Origin of the sequence: Pseudomonas rhizoryzae (genome assembly GCF_005250615.1) — a bacterium.
GTDB lineage: Bacteria > Pseudomonadota > Gammaproteobacteria > Pseudomonadales > Pseudomonadaceae > Chryseomonas > Chryseomonas rhizoryzae.
On the sequence record NZ_SULM01000017.1, the window covers coordinates 27,300 to 53,682 of the forward strand.

The window sequence follows — 26,383 nt, forward strand, 5'->3', positions numbered from 1 at the left end:
ATAATAAGGCGTCGCTAGCGACGCCTTATAAATCCCTATGCAGGACGTAGTCTCGCCCCACCTTGACTATGAGTCGCTAGCCGCTGGGCACGAATCGAATTCCAGGTGAAAACCCCCAGAGCTGCCCAAATGAACAGGAACGCCATCAATTTCAGCAGCGAGAAATGCTCACCATACATGAATGTAGCGAGTAGAAAGTTGCAAACCGGCGGTACGAATTGTAGGAAACTCAAAGCGACCATCGATAGTTGCTTAGCAGCCAAGCTGTACCACCAAAGCGGTAGTACAGTGATCAGCCCGGTGGCGACTAGCAAAAAGTCAGTGCCTAGCGTTTGACCGAAGTGATGTCCTAGCCCTCTAACGCTGGCGTAGGTCAGGAATACCAGAGCGAATGGCAACAATGCCATGATCTCCAAAGTTTGAATCACCACGGGGTCACCAGGGACCTTCTTTTTGAAAATGCCGTAGAATGAATAGCATGCGCCGATAACTATTGCGATCCACGGAAAAGAGCGCAAACTCAATAGTTCGAAGGCCATCAGCGTTACACCGATCATCGCTAAGCTGATAGCGAGCATCTGCAGCCCGCTCAGGCGCTCCTTGAACAGCAATCGCGACACAGCCATGCTCATGACCGGACTCAGGAAATAGCCAAATGCTACCTCCAACACCCGCCCGGTCATGATCCCGTAGATGTACATCAGCCACCACAGGCCCAGCACAATGGCAACGGTGAGCACTTGCTTCACCCTAATCGCTGGCAAGGTTGTCCTAAGTTTTCCCAAACGCCCAGTAATCACTAGCAAGGCGACCAGAAAGAGTTCAGCAAAGACAATTCTCCATGACAGCAGATGGTACGCATCCAGCTGGCCGAGTGGTTTATACCAAAGCGGGTATGAGCCCCATAGCAAGGTCGCTCCAAGGCCATAAGCGATACCTGTGCGTGTGGCTTGGTTTACCGTCATGCTGGCGTCCTCATGTCGAAGACGGTGCCGATAACGCCCACACTGTTTGTGATCATCCACAGCAAAATCCAACGTAACAGCGCCATTCCCTGCTCCTTGCAAATTCCCTTGTGCACGCCATCGAACCGCGACTTCCCAATTGCCTCAACTCGCCAGCCGACCTGATCCACACGACAGGGCGGAAAAGCATAGATCGATGAAAACCAGATCATGGGCGGTGGTGAAAAACGGCATACTCAAAGGCTTCAATCAGGGGAAATTGTAGGAAGGCAAGTCCATTCGCTACAGTGCAGTTGCCGTCAAAAATCGGGAAATTTCCGCCAATGAGCGAATTGCCAGGCATGGTTGCCACCTTGGCTTATGAAGGCCTCTGTACCTTTGAATTTGGGATCGCCATTGAGATTTTTGGGCTGCAACGTCCAGAGCTCCAGATTCCCTGGTATCAACATCAGGTAATCGCCGTCGACGCGATGCCATTAAAGGCTGCTGGTGGGGTTCGTATCATGGCGGACTCAGGTCTGGAGGGCTTGGCAATGGCCCATACCATTATCATTCCTGGTTGGCGCAGCCTGATCGATGAACCGCCCGCCCCTCTATTGGAAGCACTTTGCAATGCCCACGCGCGAGGTACACGGCTGCTCTCCATCTGCTCAGGGGTATTCGTCCTGGCAGCAACGGGCTTGCTGGATGGCAAAAGGGCCACCACGCACTGGCGGTTCGCCCACGAGTTGGCCTCGCGCTTCCCTAGGATAGAGGTCGACCCCAATGTCCTTTACGTAGATGCAGGACAGTTGATCACCTCTGCCGGAAGCGCAGCGGGAATCGACGCTTGCTTGCACTTGGTCGCCCGAGACCATGGCACCCACGTAGCAAATACAGTCGCTCGGCGTCTGGTGATGGCACCACAGCGCTCAGGGGGCCAGTCTCAATTTATTCCCTCACCCATAAGCAGAGCGCCACGCAACGAATTAAGCCATTTGCTGCAGTGGATACGGGAGCGCCTAGACCAGCCCTTTAGCATTCAGGAGATGGCCGCCAAGGTGGCGATGAGCGAACGTACCTTTCTACGTCGCTTCAAGGAAACCACCGGCTTGGCGCCGAAGGTCTGGTTGCAGCAGGAACGCATAGGTCGCGCGCGCGATTTGCTTGAAAGCACGGCAGATAGCACCAGCAAGGTTGCCGAGACGTGTGGATTCAACTCCGTGGAAAGTTTTCGGGTAGCTTTTAGAACTACGGTTGGCATTGCGCCGTCGGCCTATCGAAAACAATTCGGCGATAGAAGGATTGCTGCATCCTCTACTAAGAGATGCAGTGCCAAATAAGCGTACGCCCATACAGGGGGTCCGTTAAATCTCCCCTGCTATCAGCGGGCAAAACCACTGGAGTATGAGTATCGAGGCCGGTCACGATCAGCGAGACTCGACACGGAGCCCCTAGCCGATCGCCCGCAACTCCTCCGCCAGCCGCTGCGCCAGCCAGCGCGCCGCCGGGCCTGGCGCGGCGTCGCGGCGCCAGGCCAGCTCTACCACCAGGGCCGGCGGTACCCAGTCGCAGTCCAACTCGGCCAGCAGGCCCTGGTAGGAGGGATAGCGGGCCACGTGGCGGGGTAGCCAGCCCCAGCCCAGGCCGCGCATCAGCAATTCGGCGAGCAGGTAGAAGCTGTCGGCGCGCCAGACTTGGGGGGCGATCTGTTCGCCGCCGGGATAGGCATTCTCCAGCGGCGCGATGAGCAGTTGCCGATGGCGCGCCAGTTCGCGGCGCCCTACTCCGCGTTGGCGGGCCAGGGGATGGCTGGCGCTGCAGGCGGTGACCTGGGCGATGTCGCCCAGGGCCTGGCGCTCCAGCGCCTGGGGCATGCGCTCGTGGCGAAACAGCAGGCCCAGGTCGGCCTGATCGGTCAGCAGCTTGCGCGCCACGTCGCCCTGGGCGCCGCTGGTGAGCTGGACCTCCAGATGGGGAAAGGCCGTGGCCAGGGCATCCAGGGCATCTAGCACCGGTTGATAGGGCATGGCCTCGTCCAGGGCCAGGCGCAGCAGGGGCTCCTGCCCGGCGCAGAGGGCCTGGGCCCGGCTATCCAGCCGCTGGCACTGGCGCAAGACCTCACGAGCCTCTTCCAACAGGGCGAGTCCGGCCGCCGTGATGACCGGGGTGCGGCCATTGCTACGCTCGAACAACGCGACACCGAGATCAGTCTCCAGCAGGGCGATGGCCGAGCTGACCGCCGACTGGGCCCGCCCCAGGCGCCGGCCCATGGCGGAAAAACTCGCGCCCTCGGCGATCCCGACGAAGATTTCCAGTTGCTCCAGATTCCACTGCACGACCCATCTCCCCACAAGATAGGTATTAACTTTCACCTATCGCAGCCTGAGAGACAATGGGGGCATTCGAAAGGAGGACTCACCATGAGCGGATACGTCTACCTGGCCATCGCCATCGCTGCTGAAGTCGTCGCCACCACCTCCATGAAGGCCGTGAGCGGCTTCAGCAAGCCGCTGCCGCTGATCCTGGTCATCGGTGGCTATGCCCTGGCCTTCTCGATGCTGACCCTGGTGGTGCGCAGCATCCCCGTCGGCATCGCCTATGCCATCTGGGCTGGCCTGGGCATCGTGCTGGTCAGCATCGCCGCGGCCTTCCTCTACAACCAGAAGCTGGACCTGCCCGCCATGCTGGGCATGGGGCTGATCGTTACCGGGGTGGTGGTGATCCAGCTGTTTTCGGGTAGCACCGGGCATTAAGACCAGCGGTTACAAGGAGCGTGTAAAATCACGATCTGTGGTTTTTTCTCAATAAAATCCGCATTTCGTGGTTTCTCAACGCAAGCAGGCCGTTCATGTCCCAACCCTGGTCCACCGATCTCCTCATCGTCGGCGGCGGCGTCGCCGGCCTCTGGCTCAACGCCCGCCTCAGGCGAGCCGGCTATGCCACCGTGCTGGTGGAAACCGGCGCCCTGGGTGGCGGCCAGAGCGGCAAGTCCCAGGGCATCATCCATGGCGGCACCAAGTACGCCCTGACCGGGATGCTCACCGGCGCCTCCGAGGCCATCGCCGACATGCCGCGGCGCTGGCGCGAGAGCCTGGCCGGCACGGGCGAGCTGGATCTGTCCGGCGTGCGCCTGCTCTCCGAAGCCCACTACCTCTGGTCGCCCGGCAGCCTGGCCGGCAACCTCACCAGCTTCTTCGCCAGCAAGGCGGTGCGGGGCCGGGTGGATGCGGTCAAGGGCGATGAACTACCCCCGGCCCTGCGCGACCGTGCCTTCAAGGGCAAGGTCTATCGCCTGGCCGAATTGGTGCTGGACGTACCCAGCCTGGTCGCCCGCCTGGCCGAACTGGCTGACGACAGCCTGCTGGCCGGGCGGGATCTCCAACCGCTACGGGAAGACGGCGAGCTGACCGGCCTGGTGGTGGACGGCCAAGCCATCCGCGCCCGCCGTATCGTGCTCACCGCCGGTGCCGGCATGGCTGATCTGCTCAGGGGCCTAGGTCTCGAACAACCGGCCATGCAACGCCGGCCGCTGCACATGGTGGTGGTCAAGGGTCCCATGCTCAAACCCCTCTATGCCCACTGCCTGGGCGGCGGCCCCAAGCCGCGGGTGACCATCACCAGCCATCCCACCGCCGACGGCCAGTGGCTGTGGTACCTGGGCGGCGACCTGGCCGAAGCCGAAGGCGTGGCCCGCGAACCCGCCGAGCAGATCGCCACGGCACGTGAGGAACTGCAGCGCCTGCTGCCCTGGATCGATTTCGGCGGCGCCCAGTGGGCAACGCTGAGAGTAGATCGCGCCGAGCCGGCGCAATCCGGTCTGGTACGACCGGACAACGCCTTTCTCGCCGAGGAAGGCCGCCTGTTGGTGGGCTGGCCGACCAAGCTGGCCCTCTCGCCGGACCTGGCCGACCGTGTCCTGGTCCATCTCGACCGCGACGGCATCGCCCCCGGAGAACACCCCGCCCTGCCTGCCCATCCGCAGCCGCCGATCGCGGCACCCTTCTGGGAGGAGCTGCTGCCATGAGCTTGCGCGATCTGCATGGCCTGCAGCGCCCCCTGGGCAGCACCGGCCTTGAGGTGTCCCCCCTGGGCCTGGGTACGGTCAAGTTCGGCCGTGACCAAGGCGTGAAATACCCCAACGGCTTCACCATCCCCGATGACCGTGCTGCCACCGATCTGCTGAGTCTGGCCCGCGAGCTGGGCATCAATCTGCTGGATACCGCCCCGGCCTATGGCCGCAGCGAGGAACGTCTGGGGCCGCTGTTGCGCGGCCAGCGCCAGCACTGGGTGATCGCCAGCAAGGTCGGCGAGGAATTCGAGAATGCCCTCTCCCGCTTCGATTTCAGCCCGGCACACACCCGCCGCTCGGTGGAGCGCAGTCTGCGCCGGTTGGAGACCGACTGGCTGGACCTGGTGCTGGTGCATTCCGACGGCAACGACCTGGCCATCCTCCAGGACAGCGGCTGCTACGAGACCCTGGCCGAGCTCAAGCGCGAGGGACTGATCCGCGCCTTCGGCTTTTCCGGCAAGACCGTGGCCGGTGGCCTCAAGGCCCTGGAGAGCGGCGATTGCGCCATGGTCACCTTCAACCTCAACGAAGCCGCCGAAATCCCGGTGATCCAGGCCGCAGCGGCGGCGGGCAAGGGCATCCTGATCAAGAAGGCGCTGGCCAGCGGTCATGCCGTGCTGGGCGCGGGGCAGGACCCGGTACGGGCGAGCTTCGCCCGGGTATTCGGCGAGCCGGGGGTGAGCAGTGCGATAGTCGGCACTATCGATCCCCTACACCTGTCACATAATGTCAGTACCCTGGCCGAGGTGATCACCGCTCGGCCTTGATCCAGAGCGTTTCGCTAAGCCTTCGAATTCGTCCGCTGGACGACCTCTCCCGGCCGTCCGGGAGGGTGCGTCCGCGGCACACTACAACAGGAGTCGGCCATGCCCCAGCTCATCGCCCGCCATAATCCCAAGGCGTTCAAGACCCTGCCCCTCACCGTGGAGGCCAATCGCGACGGCCTCACCTACCAGGCCCTCGGCCAACCCCTGAATTTCAGCGAGATGCTGGAGCGGCGCAAGCCGATCGAGATCGACGATACCCAGCAGTTCAGCGTCAAACTCGCTAACCTGGGCGTCTCGGTGCGCCTGACCTTGAATTGGCAAGGCCAGGATCACTGGCTGCTGGTCCGTCAGCGCCGGCCCGACCGCGGCGATGTGGTGCTCAAGCTGATCTCCGGCTATATCCCGACCCACGAGCTGGCCCTGCCACTGCTCACCGCTGTGCAGGAAGTGGCCGAGGAATGCTTGATCGAAACGCCGCGCGGCTGGCTGGGCGGGCGCTTCGCCGATACCTGGCTGCCGACACCCTACGCCCCCGCCCTGCCCTACCGCGAAGACGTGGCCTTTCGCCTCACCCCGCGCTCGGGCGCCGCGCGACCGGTGCGTTGCGGCAGCCTGGCGCTGCTGGAGCGCCCGCGTGCCTATGTGCACACACCGACGGCCTCGCTGCAGTTGGTCTACGACCTGCTGCTGGAATTGCCCAAGGAGTGCAAGGCGCCGAGCCTGTTCCACGTCGACGAGAAGATCGAGAACGGTCAGTTACTGGCGCGTCTTGCCCGGCAGCGGCCCGACCTCTATCTGGTCGGCCTCAACGAGGGTAGGCCGACCGGCGAACTCTTTACTCTCTCCGCCGGACAACGGATTCCGGTCTCGACCCGCGGCCTCTGGCTGTCGGAAAGCTTCGCCCGCCAGGATGGCTGGCTGGTCCACGACAGCCGGGTGCGTTGGCGTGACTGGCTGGAGCGCATGGCGCCCCAGAATGCCTTGCAGCGAGCCTAGTCGCCGCCGGCGCGGCGCTCGCCGGTGACGCCGCCGGCCGCGGCCTGGACCCGGCCGGCTAGCCGGGAAAAGGGCAGCGTCTGGATCCACACGGTGCCATGGCCACTCAAGGTGGCCAGTACCAGACCCTCCCCACCGAACAGCATGCTGCGCAGGCCACCGGCCAGCTTGATGTTGTAGTCGATGCCGCTGGTGAAGCCCACCAGGCAACCGGTGTCCAGGCGCAGGGTCTCGCCCTTGAGCTCCTTGCGGATCACCGTGCCGCCGGCATGCACGAAGGCCATGCCGTCACCTTCCAGCCGTTGCAGGATGAAGCCCTCCCCGCCGAAGAAACCGGCGCCCAGGCGGCGGGTGAAGGCCACGCCGAGGCGAGTGCCCTTCGCGGCGCAGAGAAAGGAGTCGCGCTGGCAGAACAGGGTGCCGCCCAGGGCCGCGAGATCCACCGGAATCACCTGTCCCGGATAGGGCGCCGAGAAAACGACATGGCGCTTGCCCTGGCCCTCGTTAGTGAAATGGGTCATGAACAGCGACTCGCCGCCGAGCATCCGCTTCCCAGCGCCCCACAGCTTCCCGAGCAGTCCGGCGGTGCCATCGCCCATGCGCGCGGTGAAGTCGATGTCGGCTTCCATGTAGGTCATGGCACCGGCTTCGGCGATCACCGTCTCGCCGGGATCGAGCCCGATCTCCACCGCCTGCAGGGATTCGCCGAGAATGCGATGGTCGAGGATATGGCTGGGCATGGGGGGTTCCTGTACGGCTGTAGGGGCGTTCAGCCTAGCAGTGATGGAGGGGGTGGGCGTGTTAGGGCAAGCGGATGCGGTGTCTTGGGTGGCGTGGAAAAAGCCTAGCTTTTCTAATGGGATTGGTGGCCGCAGCATCCCGCACGACGAGGGATCTGGCGTTGGCCGCATGAATCCATGCCGGATGATTGTCAGGCCAAACGCTTAGGTTTCCGTCTTCCTCTGTAACGACTGCAACTGCTCAAACAGTTCGGGCAAGGCTGTGACGACGGTTTGCCAAACAACCTCTAGGTTGATGTCGAAATAGCCATGGGCAATACGATTGCGCATGCCCTTCATGCTCCGCCACGGGATATGCAGGTGCTCGCGGATAAAGACCTCATCCGCTGCCATGATCTCGGTCGCAGCTTCACCAATGATGATCAGACTCATGACTACGGCCTGTTGTGTCCAGCGGTCTTCGAGAAAGTCTTCTCAGGCCATTTCCTCAATAAAGCTTAGGGCTTCGATGGCGGCCCGCTGCTCATGAGCGAGGTAATCCGCTACTCGATTCATACCGGCTGCGCCGTCAGCAAAACCTGCGCACGAAAGCTCTTGGGCAAATCAGTAGGCGTTACCAGATCAACAGTTACACCCAGCAACTCTTCCAACTCATCCTGTAAGCCTCCCAGGTCGAACAGCGTTGCTCCAGGTAATGCATCTACCAGCAGATCAGGATCACTACCGTCTTAGTCGGTACCCGCCAGCACGGACCCGAATACTTGAGGGTTAGCGACCCGGAAACGTTCTGAGGCAGCCCGCGCGGCAGCACGTTTGAGATCGAAGGCGAACGATGGTCGCATGACCATATTTCAAGGAGAGGAACGCTGGGATAGTCAAACATCGACTCCCGCTTTTCAACAACTCAGCTTGCGCCGGCTCGCGTTCAGAACTCAAGCCACCCGGCTCTGCCCCAGCACCTCATTGACGCAGTTGGCCATGTCGTCGATGTGCCAGGGCTTGGGCATGAAGCGGGTGCGGCCGGCGCCACGGGGGACCGCCAGCCGGTCGCCGGAGGTGAGGATGACCGGGATGTGCGGCCAGCGTTGGGCGACCAGTTGGGCCAGCGCTTCGCCGTCCAGTCGACCGGGCATGCGCACATCGGTAAAGAGCACATCGATTCGCGCGCCGTTCTGCTCCAGGTAGTTCAGCGCGGCATCGGCAGTGGAAACGGCGATCACCTGCAGGTCCACCAGGGCCTCGAGGGCTTCCGTGGCCAATTCCCGCAGCAACGGCTCATCCTCTACCAGCAAGAGCAGAGGACGATAGGAGCCGAGTGGGGAAGATGCCTGATTCATACCCAACAGACTTTGCCGGAGCGGCGCGGTTCGGACCGTTCGCGCCGTCTGCGGCTAAAGTCGACAATCGGCAGCAACAGCCCCTCTAGACGGCAACTTCCCCGGCTGGGCTGACTCGAAGCGTTCACCTAGGAGGCCTCCTGTGGTATTCTTTTTTGATCGAACGGTCAATTAAAAAAGAATTCTCCTCTCTCAGCTCGCAAGGAGTCCTCATGAGTGCAACGCCCTCATCCGGCACCGTACGGCTGAATCCCCCCGCGTTCTACTGCGCGGCCGCGGTGATCCTGCTGTTTTCCCTGGTCGTCATCGGCCGTCCCGACCAGGCCGGCGCCTGGCTACTCCAGGCCCAGACCTGGGCTGCCAATACCGTCGGCTGGTACTACCTGCTGGCCATGACGCTCTATCTGGTGTTCGTGGTGGTCACCGCCCTCTCCGGCTACGGCAAGATCAAGCTCGGTGCCGACCACGACCAACCCGAATTCAGCTACCTCTCCTGGGCTGGCATGCTGTTCGCCGCTGGCATCAGCATCACCCTGTTCTTCTTTTGCGTGTCCGAGCCCCTGACCCATTTCGCCCAACCGCCGGCGGGTGAAGGGGGCGATTCGGCAGCCGCGCGGCAGGCCATGCAGATCATCTTCCTGCACTGGGGGCTGCACGGCTGGGGCGTGTTCGCCCTGGTGGCCATGGCGCTGGCCTACTTCGCCTATCGCCACAATCTGCCGCTGGCCCTGCGTTCGGCGCTCTATCCGCTGATCGGCAAGCGCATCAACGGCCCCATCGGCCACGCCGTGGACGCCTTCGGCATCATCGCCACCATCTTCGGCTTGGGCGCCGACCTGGGCTTCGGCGTGCTGCACCTCAACGCCGGCCTGGACTACCTGTTCGGCATCAGCCACAGCCACTGGGTGCAACTGATCCTCATCGTGCTGATGATGGGCGCGGCCATCGCCGTGGCCGTGTCCGGCGTCGACAAGGGCGTGCGCATCATGTCCGACATCAACATGGTGCTGGCCGTCGCCCTGCTGCTGTTCGTGCTGTTCGCCGGGCCCACCCAGCACCTGCTCAACACCCTGATCCAGAACATCGGCGACTACCTCTCGGCGCTGCCGGGCAAGAGCTTCGACCTCTACGCCTACGACGAGCCCTCCGACTGGCTGGGCGGCTGGACGGTGTTCTACTGGGCCTGGTGGATCGCCTGGGCGCCCTTCGTCGGGCTGTTCATCGCCCGTATCTCCCGTGGCCGCACCATCCGCGAATTCGTCTTCGGCGTGCTGTTCATTCCGCTGGGCTTCACCCTGGCCTGGCTGTCGATCTTCGGCAACAGCGCCCTGGAGCTGGTCCTCGGCCAGGGCATGACCGGTCTGGCGCAGACGGCCCTCACCGATCCGGCGATGGCCTTCTACCAGGTGCTGGAAACCTATCCGGCCAGCCGCGTGGTGATCAGCGTGGCCGTGCTGGTGAGCTTCGTCTTCTTCGTCACCTCGGCCGATTCGGGCACCGTGGTGCTGTCCACCCTGTCGTCCACTGGCGGCGAAGCGGACGAGGACGGTCCCAAGTGGCTGCGGGTGTTCTGGGGCGCCGCCGTGGCGGTGGTCACCGGCGGCCTGCTGTTCGCCGGCAGCATGGATGCCTTGAAGTCGGCGGTGGTGCTGACCTCGCTGCCCTTCTCGGTGGTGGTGCTGCTGATGATGTGGGGCCTGCACAAGGCGCTGCACCTGGAAACCCAGCGCCAGCGGGCGCGGCTGCATTCCCTCGCTCCGGTGGCGACCAATGGCAAGGCGCGCCATGGCGGCTGGCGCCAGCGCCTGGCCCAGGCGGTGTACTTCCCCTCGCGGGACGAGGTATATCGCTTCATGGACAGCACCGTGCGTCCGGCCATGGAAGAGATGGTCGAGGTGTTCCGCGAGAAGGGCCTGGTGGTGGACACCCAGTTCGACGCCACCAATGCCAACCTGCAACTGATCATCGGCCATGGCGAAGAGCACCCCTTCGTCTACCAGGTGATCATGCAGGGCTATTTCACGCCCTCCTTCGCCCGCGCCGGCATGGGCGGCCTGCACCTGAAGAACCGCCGCTACTACCGCGCCGAGGTGCACCTGACCGAGGGTAGCCAGGACTATGACCTGGTGGGCTACAACCGCGAGCAGATCCTCAACGACATGCTCGACCAGTACGAGCGCCACCTGCAATTCCTGCATCTGGTGCGCTAGTAGATGGTTTTTTCACCTACCGAAAGGCCATCGAAAGTTACGAGCGTCGTATAATCGCCCCTAGGGCCGGCCCATGCCGGCCTCGGGGTCGGTACGCCTCACCGGTCCCTCGTCGTTCGGAGACCGTCTTGTCCGCCCCCGCTACCCCTGCGTCCCACTCCCCGCTGCTGCAATGGCTCGCCCTGATTCTCTGCTCCGCCCTCGTGGGCGGCGCCCTCAGCTGGCTCCAGGTCCCGGCCGCCCTCTTTCTCGGCCCCATGCTCACGGCCATCGCCTTCGGGGTGGGCGGCGCCACCATTCGGATCCCGAAGCGGCTGTTCCAATCCGGCCAGGGCATCGTCGGTTGCCTGATCGCCCATGCCATGACCGCCGCGGTGTTACTCACCGTCGCCGAGCACTGGCCGGTGATGCTGCTGGCGACGGCGCTGACGGTGCTGCTCAGCCTGCTGACCGGCGCGCTGCTGGTCCGCTTCGGCGGCCTGCCCGGCAGCACCGCCGCCTGGGGCACCACGCCGGGCGCCGCGGCCGCCATGGTCGCCATGGCCGAGGAATACGGAGCGGACCCACGCATCGTCGCCACCATGCAATACGTGCGGGTGGTCTGCGTGGTGGTCATCAGTGCCCTGGTCGGGCGCCTGTTGGGCGCCGAGGGCAGCGGTACCGGTCACCAGGCGACGACGATCAGCCTGGACAGCCACTTCGCCTTCAATCTGCTGCTGACGCTGGTGGTGGCACTGGTTGGCAGTTGGCTGGGTGGGCGCCTGTTTCCCGCCGGCGCCCTGCTCGTGCCCATCGCCTTGGGCACCCTGCTGCAACTCAACGGCTGGCTGGACATCACCCTGCCCCACGTTCTGCTCGCCGTGGCCTATGGCGCCATGGGTTGCTACGTGGGCTTGCGTTTCGATCGCGCCACGGTCAGCTATGTCTGGCGGGCGCTACCGAAGATGATCTTCGCCTCGCTGTTGCTGATTGCGCTCTGTGCGCTGTCCGCCCTGTTGATGGCTCGGCTGATGCACGTCGACTTTCTCACCGCCTATCTGGCCACCAGTCCCGGCGGGCTGGACTCCATGGCCATCATCGCGGTGGATGCCCATGCCGACGTCGGCCTGGTACTGGCCATGCAGGCGTTGCGCCTGATCGGCGTGGTCTTGACCGGGCCACTGCTGGCCCGGCAGTTGGTCAAGCTCGCCCGCTAACGGGGATGCGTCCGGCACTCAGGCAGTGCGACGGTGGTCTACCTGGGCGGTGATGTTGTAACCGTCGGCGGCGTGGCCACGAACCACGACCCGGGCGTCGGGGTAGAAGCCCTTGAGCCGCTGCTCGAAGAGAAAGTAGATCTCGGCACCGACGCGGATCTCCGCGGGGTCGGTCAAGGTCAGGGAAAAATTGCGCACAGGATCGGCGGCGTGCTGTTGTTCGTTCGCCTCGATACGCTGCATGGCGTCTTCGACAATCTGTTCGGCGATCTGCGACATCTTTGACCTCCTGGTCGGGTCTAACGTACGGTCGTCGCCCCTGAGGGCGACTGTTCGACTACAGACCGCAGCCGCTGTGCGAGGATTCATCGCCACGCCAAGATTCCGATGAAAGCGTCGACTCGCTCGAGGTATCGACGTGCCCATCGGGCACTTGCGGTGGTGTTCCATCCCCGCGATGACAAGGAATCCTTCTCACCATGGCCGAGGGCCCAGGCACCCCTGCCCCCACGCATAACCTGGCGACCCGCCGGCGGGCGTTGGCGCTGCTGGTCTGCGCCGTCGCGGTCGTGTTCGCGCTGGAGGCCTGGCAGGTCTGGCGCAATTACGAGAACGCCTTCGCCAACGCCCGCAGCGACGTCAGCAACATCGCCCTGGCCGCCGCCCAACACGCCAACGATGCCTTCCGAGAGGCGGACCTGCTGCTGGTGAGCGTCCGTGACATCGTCGAAAGCCAACCGCTCGATCAGCTCAGCCGCCCGCGGATACAGCGTCTACTCGAGCGGCAGGTCGCTCTGCTGCCGCAGCTCTATGGTCTGTTCATCTACGACCGCAGCGGCAACTGGCTGGTGACCGACAAGACCAGTACGCCCCCTCCAACCGACAGTACCGACCGCGACTACTTCCGGTTTCACCAACAGCATATGGAAGACGTCATGCACGTCGGGCCCGTCATCAAGAGCCACGGCAGCGGTGAATGGGTCATTCCCGTGTCGCGCCGCCTGGATGACGCCGAAGGCCGCTTTGCCGGGGTCATCCTCGCCACCATCAGACTGCAGTACTTCGTCGACTACTACGCCCGCTTCCAGCTGGACAACCGCGGCGCCATCGCCCTGGTCACGAACAGCGGCACGCTGATGGTACGACGGCCCTTCGAACACGTCGGCCTGAGTCTCACCGCCGGAGAGCTGTACCGCGAGCATATCGCCAAGACCGCCAGCGGTACGGCCATGACACCTAGTCTGATCGACGGCCAGAAACGGCTCTACGCCTTCCAGCACCTGGATAGCGCTCCCCTGATCGCACTGGCCGGCATCTCCGAAAGCACCATCCTGGTGGGCTGGCGCCAGGGTATGCTGCGCTCCATCGTGGTGGTCGGCATCCTCATCGTCGGCATGCTGATCTTCGGCCTCAGCCTGCTGCGGGAGATCCGCACGAGCCTCCGCCACGAGGCGGAATTACGCCGTGCCCATGATGATCTGCAGGTGCTGACACTCAAGGACAGCCTGACCGGACTGGCCAATCGTCGCCATTTCGATACCCTGCTGCCGGCCGAATTGGCCCGGGCGCAACGTACGGGCCAGCCACTCAGCCTGTTGATGCTCGACATCGATCACTTCAAGGCCTACAACGACCACTACGGTCACCCCGCCGGTGACCGCTGCCTGCAAGCGGTCGCGGGAGTGGTGGCCGCGGCGGCGCGGCGACCCGGCGACCTCGCGGTGCGCTACGGCGGCGAGGAAATGGCGTTGCTGCTCCCCAACTGCGACGAGGCCGGCGCCTTTGCCGTCGCCAGTGGGATACAGGAGCACCTGGGCATTCTGGAGCTGCCCCATCCCACCAGTAGCTGGGGCCGTATCACTCTGAGTCTCGGTTTCGCGGTCCATGTGCCTGGCCAGAGGCAGCCCCTCGCCGCCAGCCTACTGGCCAGCGCCGACGAAGCCCTCTATACCGCCAAGCATCTCGGTCGCAATCGAATCCATCCGCAGCTCTGCGCCCTAAGCGAGCCTGAAGGCTTGCAACGCGACTAGCCGCAAATCATGCCGCCGCGGTAATGCACCCGGTCCTTGCCTGCGCGCTTGGCCTGATAGAGCTCCCCATCAGCCTGTTTGAGCAGGTCCGCGGGCTGGTAGCCGGGGATGAAATGCGCGACACCGGCACTGAAGGAAAAACAGGTACCGGCCTGAGTATTGCCACGGATGTCGTCGAGCAGTGCCTGCAGCCGTTGGATCAGCTCCTGCTCATCATCGGTCTTGAGCAATACCCCGAATTCCTCACCGCCCAGGCGACCGAAGCGCCCCTCGGGAAAGTGCCTGGCTAGCGTGCCAGCCGCTTCCTGCAGCACCTGATCACCCACGTCATGGCCGAAGCGATCGTTGATACGCTTGAAGTCATCGATGTCGAGCATGACGAAATGCCAGGACGACGAGCCGTCTCGACACACCTGCTCCAGATCCAGCATCAGCGCACGACGGTTGCTGATCCCGGTCAGGGAGTCGGTTTCCGCCTGCAGCCGATAGCCCTCCTTGAGTTCCAGGGTGCTGGCGACGATGCGCACGAAAGTCGCGTTGAGCAACAGACCGAGCACCATGCCGCACACCATCATCACCACCAGCAAGGGCAATGTCGCCGTGCCTATGGTCTCCAGTTGGCCATGGAACAGGATCAGCCAGACCGCTCCAGCGGCGATGCCATAGTCGAGTACATGGGAAAACAGGATGGTCGAACCCAGGGTGATGACGACGGCCAAGGGAATCATCCAATCATGGCCCGCCGCCCCCATGCCCAGAATCTGGAAGCGAAAGGCCAGGGCCTCGAACAACACGAACACCAGCGCGAACAGCCGCCAGACTGTGAAGCGTCTGGCCGTGGTCATTGCCAGGCAGGAGACCACCATGCAGGAGAACGCTAGCCAGCCAGCCTCTTCCACGCCCTCGGTGAGGAACGGATTGATCAGCACACTGCTCAACCAGCCAAGAATTCCGGTGCATTGCGCCAGGACGTTCGGCAACTGCAACATCTGGCGAATATGCGTCTGATAGACCATGGAAAGCTCGACCGCCAATTCAGTGGCAAAATGACATCTTAAGTGAACACCTGTTCGCTGCCGCTCATCAACGGGCCCGCGGATCATTCTGGCCGGCACCCTGATCCGGCTGCGCCCTTTTCCACCTCCTGATAGGACAACGTTTACCGAGTCCTGCACCGGACGAACGGCGGCAAAATGGCGCCTTCGGTCAGTTCGTTTGGCGACGGTAGGGATGGCGCCCGGTAAGCTTGTTCCCTGAGGATTCGACTAGGCTTGGCAGTGTACGGGCTGCGCGCTCGCCGCCTTGAGCCCTGTTCAAGCGTTCCTCTACCGGTATAGAACAAACCAGGCGCTACCATGGAAATCGATGCTCTGTTCGATCACCTGCATACCCTTCCCAGCATTCCCAAGGTAGCGCAGGAGCTCATCCAGCAATTCGACGACCCCGACAGCACCATCGAAGGCGTCGCGCGTAATCTATCCCTCGACCCGGTGCTCTCCGCCAAGGTGCTGCGGCTGGCCAACTCGGTACGCTTTCGTGGGGTACGGCCATCGACCAGTATCGAGGGCGCTGCCATTCGCCTGGGTTTCGACGCCTTGCGCACCCTGGTGCTGGCCTCGGCGGTCACCGCGGCCTTTCGCAGCAATCCAGCGTTCGATCCACGGGATTTCTGGCAGCACAGCTTCGATGTCGCCAGCATCTGCCGGGTCATCGCCCGGCAGACCGGCGCCGATGCGGAAACCGCCTTTACCTGCGGTATGTTGCACAGCATCGGCGAACTGCTGATCAAGACGGCGGCGCCCGACATCGCCGCGCGGATCGACGCCGAACAGCGTATCCCGCGCCTGGCTGAGCAGCAGGACGCCATAGGCTTCGGCTACCCGCAGGTAGGCGCGGAGCTGGCGCGGCGCTGGCAGTTGCCCCTACTGATCCAGCATGCCATCGCCTACCAGTTGCACCCACAGGACACGCCTGGCGATGCCACCATGGCCCGGCTGGTTGCCCAGGCCCGGCTGGTGTCCTTCGTCCTGCGCCGCCATGGCGGCATCAACGAGCAAGCCAAGGCAGCGCTGTTAAACCCCCTGCTCAACGATGTGGATCTGGATAGCTTGTTCGGGGAGCTGCCGGAAATCATCGAGGCCGACAAGGCTTTTGGCATGCTGATCAACTGACCGGTTGTCCAAGCGCTGGGAAAGGTCACCGTTTGCATCACAAATCTGCCAGCCGGTTCTGGCCAAAAACGAACGCCTGCCACAAGAATCGGTCGAAGCTGTATAGCTGACAGGAGTGAGTGCGATGGCCGAGCCACTAAAGTTCACGGATGCGAACACCATCATCAAGGGCGCCTTCCAACCGATGCTGTGCGCCATGACCGCCCAGGATCCCGCGACCTTCAACGTCGAGGTCTATGCCCCTAACGGCACGGCGCTCTTGCAACGTCGCATCGCCCGCGTCGATCTGCTGGACAACTCGTTGTTGGAAGCCTTCATCTGCGACAGCCGCGCGCGTATCGAACGTGCCACCCACGAACGGCTCGATTGGCAGGTACGCTATACCCGCGCAGTCTCCTGAGCCCCTCTGCTGTTGACCGAAAAGGCGCCCCGTGAGGCGCCTTTTTCGTGGCCATCAATCGTTGAGCACGCGCTTCTGCTTTTCGCCCTGAGCCTTACCCGTGGGTGCCTTGGTGGCAGAAGACTTGCTGCCGGTCTTGTTCTGGGTCGAGGGCGCGGCAGTGGACGTATCGTCGGCGCTGTCGCGCTTGCTGGTATCGGAACTGCCGGGTGCGCCTATGCCGTTACCGCTGACCCCGGCGTCGTTGCCGCTGGCAGCGAGGCTCGGGCCGGCCACGACCGCCAGGGCGGCGGCGAGGGCGAGGAGCAGGGAAGTCTTGCGCATCTTGGTGTCCTCCTGCCGCGAATAAGGAAGGGGGTGTCGCGGGCTGCACCCTGGCTGATTAGGCCAAAGGCCGGGCCAAGCGTTCCCGCCTTCCTATAGACTAACGGCCATCCCGCCGCGCCTCGCCAGGTGCGGCCGCCCTGTTCAGGAGTTGCCGTGAAACACCGTTACCTCATCGTCGACCGCACCGCGCTCGACACCCCCGCCCTGTTCGACTACCTGGCCGAGGCGCCTCAGCATCGCGTCATCGTCTCCGGCGGCACGGCCGAGCAGCTGTTCGCGGCGGATCTCTGGCCCCGGCTGCGCGAGCGCCTGGCGCCCCATGCCGAGCGTTTCTTCTTCGCCGACTCCAGCGGTCCCTTGCTGCAAGCCGAACTGGAAGGCCGCAAGCCCGGCCTGCTGGATCGCGAGCTGACCCTGGCCTTCAAGGAAGCGGTGACCGCGGACGCCGAAGACGACCGGGTGCTCACGCGCATTCGCAGCGAACTGCTCGACACCGACCACGACTACCAGGCCAACCGCCGCATCTTCCTCAACAGCCTGCTCGGCCAGATGCGCCGTGCGCTACCGGCCGGCGCGGTGACTGCCGGCAACTGGCAGGACGCCATCCGCCAGGCCATCGCCGCGGCCCAACAGGGGCTCGCCAAGGGCTTCGCGCCGGGCCTGGCCGATGCGCCCTTCAAGGTCTTTCTCAAGGCCTACCCGCTGGCGGCGCGCTATGTCGCCCAGCTCGCCGTGCTGCTGATCACCGCCGGTCGCCAGGACAACGATGTGCTCATCGACCGCTTCGTGGCCCAGGATCCGGCGCTGGTCGCCACCCTGTTCGACGGCCTGCTCAGCGAAGACGACGAGCAGCGCCAAGCCTACACGGCGCTCAAGCGCACCCTGGATGCCCTGGGGACCGGCGGCCAGGCGCTGCACTGAGCCGACCCTAGAGCCGCTCCAGCAGCGCTGGCAGGACCGCCCCGGCCGCGCCCAGCAGTTGCCAGTCACCGCCGAAATCGGCTGCCGGCTGCGGATCGATGCGTATCACCGTGGCGCCGTGCTGGCGCGCCACCACCGGTAGGCTGGCCGCCGGCTGCACCAGTCCGGAAGTGCCTATCACCAGGCACAGGTCACAGCGCTCGGCCAGCGCCCAGGCGCTGGTCAGGGCATCTTGTGGTAGGGATTCACCGAACCAGACCACGCCGGGTCGGGCCAGGCCACCGCAGTCGGGACAGTGCGGCGGTGTCGTCAGCTGCTCCTCGGCGTCTAGCGGTGGCGATGCCTCCAGCGGCCGCGCGCACTCGAAGCAGCGCGGCGCGTGCAGGCTGCCGTGCAGATGGATGACCTCGTTGCTGCCGGCCCGCTCGTGCAGGTCGTCGACATTCTGGGTGACCACCCGCAACCGTCCGTGCCGCCGTGCCCAGGCCGCCAGCGCCCGATGAGCCGGGTTGGGCTGGGCCGCGAGCACCTGGGCGCGGCGCCATTGGTACCAGCCCCAGACCCGCGCCGGGTCCTCCATAAAAGCCTCGGCTGTCGCCAGTTGCGCCGGATCGAAACGCGCCCACAGCCCACTCAGCGCCTCGCGAAAGGTCGCAATGCCGCTTTCCGCCGAAACCCCGGCACCGGTCAGTACCAGCACTTCGTCGGCCGCTCTCAGGCGTTCGAGCAGGGTCGTCGGTAGGGGCGGCAGCCCCGTTCGGCAATCCAGAGGTGCGGGCATGGTGCGAGCTACTCCTTGAAATCTGGCGCAAAACAACAGGGTCTTGCGGACCGCGGAAAAGGCCGAAAGTGTGACGATACTCGACGGATGGTGAGTCCACTCATCGTTTTCCGCCGAACCGAGGTTCACCCCCGTCGCCACAGGCCGATAATCCGGGAGTCCGCGTCCGATGTCGCTCCGACCCTAACGGTATGTGAATGAAGAAGTCCGTCTTTGCCAAGTATCCGCGCCGGTTCATCGCCGGTGCTCTCGCCCTCGTCACCGTCACCAGCCTGGCCGGCTGGCTCTGGCTCAAGCCCACCGAGCCGGCCCCCACCGCCACCGCCATGCTCGCCAGCGTGCAACAGGCCCCCGAACACTGGACCCAGCAGCCACGTGATCTCTCCGTGCTGTTGGGCGATCTGCGCGCCAAGGCCATCAGCGGCGCCGTGATCGGCAACCACACCCTCTACATCGACACCACCCGCGGCGAGCACTATGCCGTGGCCGACAATGGCGGTCGCATCGCCAATCTGCTGCTGACCGACTACGCCGCCCAGGGCGAGCCGCCGTTTCCGGTGGCCAGCTGGAACGAGGCCGGTCAGCGCCATGCCTGGCTGGATACCCTGCTGATCAACCTGCCGGGCTACCTGCTCCTGCTGCTGCTCGCCGTGCCCCTGGCCATGCGCTTCGCCAGCCCCTTCAAGCTGCATCGCAAGGGCACCGGCATTTCCTTCAAGGACGTGGTCGGCGCGGCCGAGGCCAAGCGTGCCCTGGAAGACGTCACCACCTGCCTGCGCAATCCCAAGGCCTTCGCCGCCCTCGGCGCCCGCCCGCCCAAGGGCGTGCTGCTCACCGGCGAGCCCGGCACCGGCAAGACTCAGTTGGCCAAGGCCCTGGCCACCGAGTGCAACGCCCACTTCATCCAGGTGACCGGTAGCGATTTCTCCTCGATGTTCTTCGGTGTCGGCATCCAGAAGGTCAAATCGCTGTTCCGCACCGCGCGCAAGAAGGCGCCCTGCATCATCTTCATCGACGAGATCGACGGCATCGGCCGCCGCGCCGAGCAGTCGCGCTCCAGCGACGCCGAGGCCAACCGCATCATCAACCAGTTCCTCACCGAGCTGGACGGCTTCGACGGCACCAGCGGCGTGCTGGTACTGGGCGCCACCAACTTCGCCGATTCCCTGGACCCGGCGCTGCGCCGCGAAGGCCGCTTCGACCGCACCATCGCCGTGCCGCTGCCGAGCCTGGAAGACCGCCGGGCGCTGTTCGAACTCTATGCCGGCAAGCTGCCCTGCCAGGGCGAGCTGGACCTGGCCGCCCTCTCCCGTGGCACCGTGGGCCTGACCCCGGCGGCCATCGCCTATATCAGCAACCATGCCGCCTTGCTGGCCGCTCGCGAGAACGCCAGTGCCTTGACCATGGCCCACTTCGTCGAAGCCATCGAGACCTGCCGCATCGGCGAGCAACCGGTCGGCGTCACCCCACTGGGCTCGGCCGAGCGCACCCGCATCGCCGTGCACGAAGCTGGTCATGCCCTGGTCGCCGCGGTACTCAACGTCGGCCGGGTGGAAAAGGTCACCCTGCTGCCCCGCGGCCAGGCCCTGGGCGTCACCCTCATCACCCCCACCGAAGACAAGCGCCTGCACCTGAAGTCGGAACTCGAAGGCCGCATCCAGATGCTGCTGGCCGGGCGCTGCGCCGAGCAGCTGTACTTCAACGAGGTCTCCTCGGGCGCCGCCCAGGATCTGCAGGAAGCCTCCAAGCTGGCGCTGTCCATGGTCGCCTCCCTGGGCATGGGCCCGAGCGGTTCGCTGCTCAGCCTGCAGGCCCTGCGCGATGCCGGCATCGACTTCGACGCCGGCCCCAGCATCGCCGCCGCCGACCAGCTACTGCACAGCCTGGATCATCGCTGCCTGGCGCTGATCACCGAGCTCAAGCCGGCCCTGGACGACATCACCGACCAGCTGCTGCGCGACGAGACCATCCCCGGCAGCGCCGTGGCCGAGGCCATCGCCCGCGCCAGCGGCCTGGAAGCCTGCGGCGCCCTCAATCGCGCCCTGGCTCGCGTACCGGAAGTCGCTGGCGACAGCGAACCCAGCATCGCCGCCGCCTTCAAGGGCGAGTGATCCAGGCGCAGAAGTAAAGAAGCCCCGGTTCACCGGGGCTTTTTCATGTCAGAGCCAGGATGGATTTTCAGAGGATGTTGGCGTAATCCGCCTCGATCCGATCCAGGCTCAGGTGGTTGAGGAAGTTGGAGAAGCACATCCAGGCCGCCAGGGCATTGAGGTCCTGGAATTGCGCGGGCAGGTACTTGGGCGGCACCACCACGCCTTCGTCGACCAGCTGACGCAGGATGCGCATGTCTTCCAGGGTGGTCTTGCCACAGAACAGCAGTGGGATCTGTTCCAGCTTGCCCTTGCGCACCGCCAACTGGATGTAGTTGTAGATCAGGATGAAGCCCTTGAGATAGGACAGGTCTTTGGTGAAGGGCAGCCCGGTGGGCGTCGAGCCGCGGAACACCCGGCTGGCATTCTGGTAGCCGGATTCCAGGTCGTAACCCTGCTCCTGGAAGAAGCGGAACACGTCGAGGAAATCGGCGCCGTCCTCGGCCAGGTGGATGGCGCGGGTTCTGTTGGTCAGCTTGCGCAGCCGGGTCGGATAGGAAGCGAAGGCAATCACTTCCATGAGGATCGCCAGGCCTTCCTGGGTCACGGTGGACGACGGCGGACCCTTGGCCAGGAAGGTGCAGATGGGCTGGTTCTGGCCGTTGAGGGTGGTACCGACGTGCACCAGCCCCTCGTGGACCTCCAGGGCGCGCACGTCGCGCTCGTTGAACAGGGCGTCGGCGCGCACCTTGATGTAGTCGGCACCCGCCGCGGCATCGGCGACGATGCCATCGGACTCGAACACCCGGATGGTGCCCTCGTTCTCGCCGAACACCTGGTTCAGCCGCGCCTGCAGGATGGGCACCGCGTCCTTGGCGGTCAGGGTCTTGGGTTCATCTTCCAGGGCGCCGCGGTGGGCGATGTTGTCCAGGTAGCTGGACATCATCATGCCCAGGTCGGCCAGGGTCGGATCGCCGGCATGGAAGGCGTCGGAGGCCGCGCCATAGAGTTCCTGGGAGATCAGCCCAAAGTCCGGGGTGCCGCGCGCCTGCAGCATGCGGATCACCATGCGGTACTCGCGGCACATGCGCCTCATGATCTGGCCGACCGGATTGAACTGGCCGAGCTGACGGGTGATCTCGCGCTCGATGCTCTGGAATTCACCCTTGAGCGCATCGGCATCGAACCCCAGGGGACGCCCCTCGTAGAAGGCACGATCCACTGCCGGCAAGCGCTTGCCCTTGCCGTCCAGGAAGCCCTGGCGCACCCCGTCGTCCCACTTCACCGCATCGAGGATGCGGATCGGCGCCTGGGCCGCGACGATGCGGTCGGACAGTTGGCGAATGGTCTGGTGGTAAGGGTCGAGAAAGGGCTGGCGGGCATTCATGACGGGAACCGGTCGACAGGCGAGTCTGCAAGAATGGCCGCTACGTCGACGTTTGCCTAGATTGCGCGATGAAAGACCGCCCACCGCCCTACTTGGCGAACAGCTGGCTCATGTCCTTGAAGGCCTTGAATTCCAAGGCGTTGCCGCAGGGGTCGAAGAGAAACATGGTGGCCTGCTCGCCCACCTGGCCCTGGAAGCGGATATAGGGCTCGATGACGAACTTCGTCTCGCGCGCCCGCAGACGCTCGGCCAGGGCTTCCCACTCGTCCCAGCCGAGCACGATGCCGAAGTGCGGCACCGGCACGTTGTGGCCGTCCACGGCATTGGTATGAGCGTCTTCCTGGGAGGCGGTCTTGGGGTGCTCGTGGATCACCAGTTGGTGACCATAGAAGTCGAAGTCGACCCAGTGGTCGCTGGAGCGGCCTTCGGCAAGACCGAAGACATCGCCATAGAAGTGTCGGGCGGCGGCCAGGTCGTAGACGGGAATGGCGAGGTGGAAAGGCGACAGGGCCATGGTGCGAAATCCTGGTGGCGAGGGGCGTGACCTATTCTCACCCCAGGTTTTCTTGGGCAGAAAACGTATTTTCTTGCCTTCGAGCAACGAAAATTTTGTCGCTCGGCGCCTGGGCTCGCTACAGTGCCCTACCCTTTCCGCTCGGGCAGCAATCGTGCTTCGCGAACTCAAGACCTTTCTCGCCGTGGCCCGCCATGGCAGTTTCGCCGCGGCGGGCCTGCACGTGGGTCTCACCCCCTCTGCGGTCAGCGCCCAGATCCGCGTGCTGGAACAGCATCTGGGCGTGAGCCTGTTCGACCGCAACGGCCGCAGCTCGCAACTCAACGCTGCCGGTCGCCGCGCCCTGCCGCTGGCCGAGGAGATCCTCGCCACTTATAGCCGCATGGCCGGCGCCGGCGATGAGATCCAGGGCGAGTTGCGCATCGGCGCCATCGCCAGCGTCCAGACCGGCCTGTTGCCCGGTACCCTGGTGCGATTGCGCCAACAGGCGCCACGGCTGGAGCCGCGCCTGGTCCCCGGGGTGTCGCTCAGTCTGCTCAGCCAGGTGGATGCCGGCGAACTGGATCTGGCCATCCTCATCCGCCCGCCTTTCGAACTGCCCAAGGAACTGCACGCCACTACCCTGTTGCAGGAGCCCTTCGTGCTGATCGCCCCGCCCGCTCTGGCAGGGGACGACCCGCTGCAGTTGCTGGAGACCCAGCCCTTCATCCGCTACGACCGCCACTCCTTCGGCGGCCGGCGGGTCAGCGCCTTCCTCCGCGAGCAGCGCCTGACGGTGCGCCAGGTGCTCGAACTCGACGAACTCGACGCCATCGTCAAGATGGTGGAGCGCGGCCTGGGCGTCGCCCTGGTGCCCTGCGCCGGCCTCTGGCTGGAGCACCCGCGGGTACGGCGGCTATCCCTTGGCACCCTCACCTTCCACCGCGAGCTGCAGGTCATCACCCGGCATGCCGGGCGTGACCTGCCAGGCGTGGCGCTGTTTCGCCAGTGCCTGATCGAGGCCGTATCAGAACAGATGAACCAACAACCAATAGAGTGACGCGGACAGCGCCATGGCCACTGGCAGGGTGAGCACCCAGGCCAGCAGCAGGTTGCGCACCGTCCCCCATTGCAGCCCGGAGCCATTGGCCGCCATGGTGCCGGCTACCCCCGAGGAGAGCACATGGGTGGTGGAGACCGGCAGGCCAAAGGCGTCCGCCGCCCCTATGGTACCCATGGCTACCAGCTCGGCCGAGGCGCCCTGGGCATAGGTCAGGTGGGTCTTGCCGATGCGCTCGCCGACGGTGACGACGATCCGCCGCCAGCCGACCAGGGTGCCCAGCCCCAGGGCGATTGCCACCGCGACCTTGACCCACAGCGGGATGAAGCGGGTGGCCTGGTCGATCTGCCGCTTGAACTCCTTGAGATCCTCCTGGGCCTTGGGTGCCAGGCCCGGCAGATGCTCCTTCTCCAGCAGGCGGATGGACTCCGAGGCCAGGTACATGGCGTTGCGCACGTTGGGCATGCTCTGCGCCGGCACGTTGTTGAGGGCGCCGTACTGGCGCACCTCGCGTGCGATGTCGTCGGTGATGGCCGCCAGCGCTGGCAAGACCTCGGGCGTGCTCTGCCGCTTGCGCACGAACTCCAGCAGCACCCCATGGGGATCGGCCGGAGCAGCCTGGGGCGCCGCCTGGCGCAGACCGCTGGCGGTGACTTCCGCCACGGCGGCGAAGGCCGGGGTGGCGGTGGCCGGAACCGCCCGGTTCAGCGCATAGGCGGTCGGCAGGGCGCCGACCAGGATCAGCATGATCAGCCCCATGCCCTTCTGGCCATCGTTGGAGCCGTGGGCGAAGGACACCCCGGTGCAGGTCAGGATCAGCAGGCCGCGAATCCACGGCGGCGGCGGTTCGGCGCTTTTCGGCTCCTGGTAGAGCGTCTGGTCGCGCACGATCCGCTTGAGCAGCACCAGCAGCAGCGCCGCACAGACGAAGCCGATCAACGGCGAGAACAGCAGCGCATAGCCGACCTTGGCCACCTGGCCCCAGTCCACCCCGCTACTGCCATCCATCCCGCCCAGCCAGGCGTGCATCAGGCCGACACCGATGATGGAGCCGATCAGGGTATGGGACGACGACGCCGGCAACCCCAGCCACCAGGTACCCAGGTTCCACAGGATGGCGGCGATCAGCAGGGCGAAGATCATGGCGAAGCCCTTACCGGCGCCCATCTCCACCACCAGGTCCACCGGCAGCAGAGCGATGACGCTGAAGGCCACCGCGCCGCTGGAGAACAGCACCCCGAGGAAGTTGCAGAAGCCGGACCAGAGCACCGCGGCGTTGGGCGGCAGCGAATGCGTGTAGATCACCGTGGCCACAGCGTTGGCCGTGTCGTGGAAGCCGTTGACGAATTCGAAGCCCAGGGCGATCACCAGCGCCAGCGCCAGGCCGGCGAAGGGCAGCCAGGTGGTGGGCGGCGCCTTGGCGTCGCTGACGTCATTGTGGATACCGCCGAGGGTCACCGCCAGGCCAAGCAGCAGCAAGGCGATGAACAATATGATCCGCAACGGACCGGGCTTGCGCGAGGCGCGCAGGGGATGGGACAGCGGCGACAGGGAGGCGGCTGGGCTGGACGAAGGCATGGGCAAACTCCGACACGGGATCGTCCTACCCTGCGCCGGCCGCATGACGTTTTTACGTCAGGGAGTAACCAGACGACGGATGACTATCGCGCCGCTTTTTCCACCCCTGTCTCGGCCTGCTAGGCTGCCGCTTTACCCAAGGAGATCACCCATGATCCCGCGCTGGCTGCTCTGCAGTCCCCTGCTGCTCCTGCCTTTCGCCACCCCAGCCCTGGCCGCTACCGAGCGCAGTTGCGCCCAGGAACTGGGACAGAAACCAGCCCAAGTCCTGGCCACCACCTGCCGCGCCCTCTCCCCCGCCACCCGCCCGCCCTGCAACGCCGCCAACAGCTGCGCCCTGCTGCAGGACGAAATCGCCCGCAGTTGCGCCCTGTTCGGCGATGCCGAAGCGGCCAAGCAGCCCGGCTGTGGCCCGCTGCCCAGCAGCGCCGCGGCCGCGGCGGCGGTGGTCCAGCGCTACTACAGCGCGCTGGCTGCCCGGGACTACGGCACCGCCTGGCAGCTGTGGGGCGCCGACGGCCAGCCCGGCAACTCCTACGAGAGATTCCGCCAGGGCTATGCCAAGACCCGCAGCGTGCGGGTAACGCTCGGCCAGCTCGGCCCGGTGGAAGGGGCGGCGGGCTCGCTGTACGTCAGCGTCCCGGTGACCGTGACGGCCCGGCTCGACGATGGCACCCGCCAGATCTTCACCGGCACCTATCAGGTACGCCGCGTCAACGACGTCGACGGCGCCTCGGCCGAGCAACGTCGCTGGCATCTGGACAGTGCCACGCTGCGCCTGAAACGCTAGGTTCTGTACGAAAAATCGCCGAGCGAAGGTCAGGCGAGGCCTAGGCGGCCCCGCGAAAAAGGCTGAGGAAGCGGATCGGACTCGCGCTCGAGT

At 64.8% G+C, this 26,383-nt stretch carries 25 protein-coding genes and 2 pseudogenes; 14 read left to right on the forward strand and 13 right to left on the reverse strand.

What is annotated here, in order from left to right; all coding sequences use genetic code 11:
• Positions 1-35: 35 nt before the first annotated feature.
• Positions 36-965 (reverse strand): EamA family transporter RarD, encoded by a 930-nt coding sequence (rarD, locus tag FAZ11_RS22195; RefSeq protein WP_058774431.1) that lies wholly within the window; start codon positions 963-965, stop codon positions 36-38.
• A gap of 323 nt (positions 966-1,288) precedes the next feature.
• Between rarD and ftrA the strand changes: the two genes are divergently transcribed.
• Positions 1,289-2,287, forward strand: a complete 999-nt coding sequence (ftrA, locus tag FAZ11_RS22200) for a transcriptional regulator FtrA (protein WP_058763760.1) — start codon at positions 1,289-1,291, stop codon at positions 2,285-2,287.
• Between the two features lie 111 nt (positions 2,288-2,398).
• Here ftrA and FAZ11_RS22205 read toward each other — a convergent pair whose 3' ends face one another.
• On the reverse strand, positions 2,399-3,283 hold the full coding sequence (locus FAZ11_RS22205) for a LysR family transcriptional regulator (RefSeq protein WP_058766409.1): 885 nt from the start codon (positions 3,281-3,283) through the stop codon (positions 2,399-2,401).
• A gap of 84 nt (positions 3,284-3,367) precedes the next feature.
• Between FAZ11_RS22205 and FAZ11_RS22210 the strand changes: the two genes are divergently transcribed.
• The 4 genes from FAZ11_RS22210 to FAZ11_RS22225 all read left to right on the forward strand — a co-directional run bounded on the left by FAZ11_RS22210 (position 3,368) and on the right by FAZ11_RS22225 (position 6,779).
• Positions 3,368-3,700, forward strand: coding sequence for a DMT family transporter (locus FAZ11_RS22210; protein WP_058774430.1), 333 nt, complete (start codon positions 3,368-3,370; stop codon positions 3,698-3,700).
• 95 nt (positions 3,701-3,795) lie between these two features.
• Complete coding sequence (locus FAZ11_RS22215; RefSeq protein ID WP_058774429.1) at positions 3,796-4,971, forward strand: NAD(P)/FAD-dependent oxidoreductase; 1,176 nt, start codon at positions 3,796-3,798, stop codon at positions 4,969-4,971.
• Positions 4,968-5,783: an aldo/keto reductase gene (locus FAZ11_RS22220; RefSeq protein WP_058774428.1), complete on the forward strand. Its 816-nt coding sequence runs from the start codon at positions 4,968-4,970 to the stop codon at positions 5,781-5,783. The genes FAZ11_RS22215 and FAZ11_RS22220 overlap by 4 nt, the downstream gene beginning before the upstream one ends.
• Before the next feature lie 99 nt (positions 5,784-5,882).
• On the forward strand, positions 5,883-6,779 hold the full coding sequence (locus tag FAZ11_RS22225; RefSeq protein ID WP_058774427.1) for a hypothetical protein: 897 nt from the start codon (positions 5,883-5,885) through the stop codon (positions 6,777-6,779).
• On the opposite strand, the gene FAZ11_RS22230 is transcribed toward FAZ11_RS22225, so the two are convergent.
• The 4 genes and pseudogenes from FAZ11_RS22230 to FAZ11_RS22245 all read right to left on the reverse strand — a co-directional run bounded on the left by FAZ11_RS22230 (position 6,776) and on the right by FAZ11_RS22245 (position 8,856).
• Positions 6,776-7,519 carry a TIGR00266 family protein gene (locus tag FAZ11_RS22230; protein WP_058774426.1) on the reverse strand — a complete coding sequence of 248 codons (744 nt, stop codon included), beginning with the start codon at positions 7,517-7,519 and terminating at the stop codon, positions 6,776-6,778. The two genes, FAZ11_RS22225 and FAZ11_RS22230, sit on opposite strands and share 4 nt — an antisense overlap.
• 204 nt (positions 7,520-7,723) lie before the next feature.
• A pseudogene (locus FAZ11_RS22235) lies at positions 7,724-7,981 on the reverse strand (HepT-like ribonuclease domain-containing protein); the annotation flags it as partial.
• A gap of 89 nt (positions 7,982-8,070) precedes the next feature.
• Positions 8,071-8,232, reverse strand: a pseudogene (locus tag FAZ11_RS25740) (nucleotidyltransferase family protein); the annotation flags it as partial.
• A 219-nt stretch (positions 8,233-8,451) separates the two neighbouring features.
• On the reverse strand, positions 8,452-8,856 hold the full coding sequence (locus FAZ11_RS22245) for a response regulator (RefSeq protein WP_237141890.1): 405 nt from the start codon (positions 8,854-8,856) through the stop codon (positions 8,452-8,454).
• 245 nt (positions 8,857-9,101) lie between these two features.
• Between FAZ11_RS22245 and betT the strand changes: the two genes are divergently transcribed.
• Complete coding sequence (betT, locus tag FAZ11_RS22250; protein ID WP_137279601.1) at positions 9,102-11,066, forward strand: choline BCCT transporter BetT; 1,965 nt, start codon at positions 9,102-9,104, stop codon at positions 11,064-11,066.
• A gap of 128 nt (positions 11,067-11,194) precedes the next feature.
• A complete protein-coding gene (locus FAZ11_RS22255; RefSeq protein WP_058774424.1) occupies positions 11,195-12,262 on the forward strand; it encodes an AbrB family transcriptional regulator in 1,068 nt (355 codons plus the stop codon).
• 18 nt (positions 12,263-12,280) lie between these two features.
• On the opposite strand, the gene FAZ11_RS22260 is transcribed toward FAZ11_RS22255, so the two are convergent.
• Positions 12,281-12,541, reverse strand: a complete 261-nt coding sequence (locus FAZ11_RS22260; RefSeq protein ID WP_058774423.1) for a hypothetical protein — start codon at positions 12,539-12,541, stop codon at positions 12,281-12,283.
• Between the two features lie 200 nt (positions 12,542-12,741).
• Between FAZ11_RS22260 and FAZ11_RS22265 the strand changes: the two genes are divergently transcribed.
• Positions 12,742-14,292, forward strand: a complete 1,551-nt coding sequence (locus FAZ11_RS22265) for a sensor domain-containing diguanylate cyclase (protein ID WP_058766417.1) — start codon at positions 12,742-12,744, stop codon at positions 14,290-14,292.
• Here the strand turns inward: FAZ11_RS22265 and FAZ11_RS22270 are convergent.
• Positions 14,289-15,308: a diguanylate cyclase domain-containing protein gene (locus FAZ11_RS22270; RefSeq protein WP_058774422.1), complete on the reverse strand. Its 1,020-nt coding sequence runs from the start codon at positions 15,306-15,308 to the stop codon at positions 14,289-14,291. The genes FAZ11_RS22265 and FAZ11_RS22270 overlap by 4 nt on opposite strands.
• Positions 15,309-15,647: 339 nt before the next feature.
• On the opposite strand from FAZ11_RS22270, the gene FAZ11_RS22275 reads away from it, so the two are divergent.
• The gene (locus FAZ11_RS22275; protein ID WP_058766419.1) at positions 15,648-16,463 is read left to right on the forward strand and encodes an HDOD domain-containing protein; all 816 of its coding nucleotides are present in this window, start codon (positions 15,648-15,650) and stop codon (positions 16,461-16,463) included.
• Positions 16,464-16,587: 124 nt separating this feature from the next.
• The gene (locus FAZ11_RS22280; protein ID WP_058765091.1) at positions 16,588-16,863 is read left to right on the forward strand and encodes a hypothetical protein; all 276 of its coding nucleotides are present in this window, start codon (positions 16,588-16,590) and stop codon (positions 16,861-16,863) included.
• 54 nt (positions 16,864-16,917) lie between these two features.
• On the opposite strand, the gene FAZ11_RS22285 is transcribed toward FAZ11_RS22280, so the two are convergent.
• Positions 16,918-17,187, reverse strand: a complete 270-nt coding sequence (locus FAZ11_RS22285) for a hypothetical protein (RefSeq protein ID WP_058765089.1) — start codon at positions 17,185-17,187, stop codon at positions 16,918-16,920.
• A gap of 156 nt (positions 17,188-17,343) precedes the next feature.
• Here FAZ11_RS22285 and FAZ11_RS22290 point away from each other — a divergent pair, with 156 nt between their 5' ends.
• On the forward strand, positions 17,344-18,111 hold the full coding sequence (locus FAZ11_RS22290; protein WP_058765087.1) for a hypothetical protein: 768 nt from the start codon (positions 17,344-17,346) through the stop codon (positions 18,109-18,111).
• 7 nt (positions 18,112-18,118) lie between these two features.
• On the opposite strand, the gene FAZ11_RS22295 is transcribed toward FAZ11_RS22290, so the two are convergent.
• Positions 18,119-18,892, reverse strand: coding sequence for an SIR2 family NAD-dependent protein deacylase (locus tag FAZ11_RS22295; RefSeq protein WP_058765085.1), 774 nt, complete (start codon positions 18,890-18,892; stop codon positions 18,119-18,121).
• Between the two features lie 197 nt (positions 18,893-19,089).
• Between FAZ11_RS22295 and FAZ11_RS22300 the strand changes: the two genes are divergently transcribed.
• Positions 19,090-21,003: an AAA family ATPase gene (locus FAZ11_RS22300; RefSeq protein ID WP_058765082.1), complete on the forward strand. Its 1,914-nt coding sequence runs from the start codon at positions 19,090-19,092 to the stop codon at positions 21,001-21,003.
• A 67-nt stretch (positions 21,004-21,070) separates the two neighbouring features.
• Here the strand turns inward: FAZ11_RS22300 and FAZ11_RS22305 are convergent, their stop codons facing one another.
• Complete coding sequence (locus FAZ11_RS22305) at positions 21,071-22,369, reverse strand: flavohemoglobin expression-modulating QEGLA motif protein (RefSeq protein WP_058765080.1); 1,299 nt, start codon at positions 22,367-22,369, stop codon at positions 21,071-21,073.
• 88 nt (positions 22,370-22,457) lie between these two features.
• Entirely contained in the window at positions 22,458-22,883 is a 426-nt protein-coding gene (locus FAZ11_RS22310; protein ID WP_058765078.1) for a VOC family protein, read from the reverse strand.
• Between the two features lie 154 nt (positions 22,884-23,037).
• On the opposite strand from FAZ11_RS22310, the gene FAZ11_RS22315 reads away from it, so the two are divergent.
• Positions 23,038-23,922 carry a LysR family transcriptional regulator gene (locus tag FAZ11_RS22315; protein ID WP_058774421.1) on the forward strand — a complete coding sequence of 295 codons (885 nt, stop codon included), beginning with the start codon at positions 23,038-23,040 and terminating at the stop codon, positions 23,920-23,922.
• On the opposite strand, the gene FAZ11_RS22320 is transcribed toward FAZ11_RS22315, so the two are convergent.
• Positions 23,890-25,500 carry an inorganic phosphate transporter gene (locus tag FAZ11_RS22320; RefSeq protein ID WP_058787324.1) on the reverse strand — a complete coding sequence of 537 codons (1,611 nt, stop codon included), beginning with the start codon at positions 25,498-25,500 and terminating at the stop codon, positions 23,890-23,892. The genes FAZ11_RS22315 and FAZ11_RS22320 overlap by 33 nt on opposite strands.
• 151 nt (positions 25,501-25,651) lie before the next feature.
• Here FAZ11_RS22320 and FAZ11_RS22325 point away from each other — a divergent pair, with 151 nt between their 5' ends.
• The gene (locus FAZ11_RS22325; RefSeq protein ID WP_058787323.1) at positions 25,652-26,290 is read left to right on the forward strand and encodes a hypothetical protein; all 639 of its coding nucleotides are present in this window, start codon (positions 25,652-25,654) and stop codon (positions 26,288-26,290) included.
• Positions 26,291-26,383 lie beyond the last annotated feature (93 nt).

Excerpts from the sequence above, each read along its gene's own strand:
- rarD (WP_058774431.1), bottom strand. The coding sequence starts at position 965 with ATGACGGTAAACCAAGCCACACGCACAGGTATCGCTTATGGCCTTGGA.
- ftrA (WP_058763760.1), top strand. The coding sequence starts at position 1,289 with ATGAGCGAATTGCCAGGCATGGTTGCCACCTTGGCTTATGAAGGCCTC.
- FAZ11_RS22210 (WP_058774430.1), top strand. The coding sequence starts at position 3,368 with ATGAGCGGATACGTCTACCTGGCCATCGCCATCGCTGCTGAAGTCGTC.
- FAZ11_RS22215 (WP_058774429.1), top strand. The coding sequence starts at position 3,796 with ATGTCCCAACCCTGGTCCACCGATCTCCTCATCGTCGGCGGCGGCGTC.
- FAZ11_RS22220 (WP_058774428.1), top strand. The coding sequence starts at position 4,968 with ATGAGCTTGCGCGATCTGCATGGCCTGCAGCGCCCCCTGGGCAGCACC.
- FAZ11_RS22225 (WP_058774427.1), top strand. The coding sequence starts at position 5,883 with ATGCCCCAGCTCATCGCCCGCCATAATCCCAAGGCGTTCAAGACCCTG.
- FAZ11_RS22230 (WP_058774426.1), bottom strand. The coding sequence starts at position 7,519 with ATGCCCAGCCATATCCTCGACCATCGCATTCTCGGCGAATCCCTGCAG.
- FAZ11_RS22245 (WP_237141890.1), bottom strand. The coding sequence starts at position 8,856 with ATGAATCAGGCATCTTCCCCACTCGGCTCCTATCGTCCTCTGCTCTTG.
- FAZ11_RS22260 (WP_058774423.1), bottom strand. The coding sequence starts at position 12,541 with ATGTCGCAGATCGCCGAACAGATTGTCGAAGACGCCATGCAGCGTATC.
- FAZ11_RS22265 (WP_058766417.1), top strand. The coding sequence starts at position 12,742 with ATGGCCGAGGGCCCAGGCACCCCTGCCCCCACGCATAACCTGGCGACC.
- FAZ11_RS22270 (WP_058774422.1), bottom strand. The coding sequence starts at position 15,308 with ATGGTCTATCAGACGCATATTCGCCAGATGTTGCAGTTGCCGAACGTC.
- FAZ11_RS22275 (WP_058766419.1), top strand. The coding sequence starts at position 15,648 with ATGGAAATCGATGCTCTGTTCGATCACCTGCATACCCTTCCCAGCATT.
- FAZ11_RS22280 (WP_058765091.1), top strand. The coding sequence starts at position 16,588 with ATGGCCGAGCCACTAAAGTTCACGGATGCGAACACCATCATCAAGGGC.
- FAZ11_RS22285 (WP_058765089.1), bottom strand. The coding sequence starts at position 17,187 with ATGCGCAAGACTTCCCTGCTCCTCGCCCTCGCCGCCGCCCTGGCGGTC.
- FAZ11_RS22295 (WP_058765085.1), bottom strand. The coding sequence starts at position 18,892 with ATGCCCGCACCTCTGGATTGCCGAACGGGGCTGCCGCCCCTACCGACG.
- FAZ11_RS22300 (WP_058765082.1), top strand. The coding sequence starts at position 19,090 with ATGAAGAAGTCCGTCTTTGCCAAGTATCCGCGCCGGTTCATCGCCGGT.
- FAZ11_RS22305 (WP_058765080.1), bottom strand. The coding sequence starts at position 22,369 with ATGAATGCCCGCCAGCCCTTTCTCGACCCTTACCACCAGACCATTCGC.
- FAZ11_RS22310 (WP_058765078.1), bottom strand. The coding sequence starts at position 22,883 with ATGGCCCTGTCGCCTTTCCACCTCGCCATTCCCGTCTACGACCTGGCC.
- FAZ11_RS22320 (WP_058787324.1), bottom strand. The coding sequence starts at position 25,500 with ATGCCTTCGTCCAGCCCAGCCGCCTCCCTGTCGCCGCTGTCCCATCCC.
- FAZ11_RS22325 (WP_058787323.1), top strand. The coding sequence starts at position 25,652 with ATGATCCCGCGCTGGCTGCTCTGCAGTCCCCTGCTGCTCCTGCCTTTC.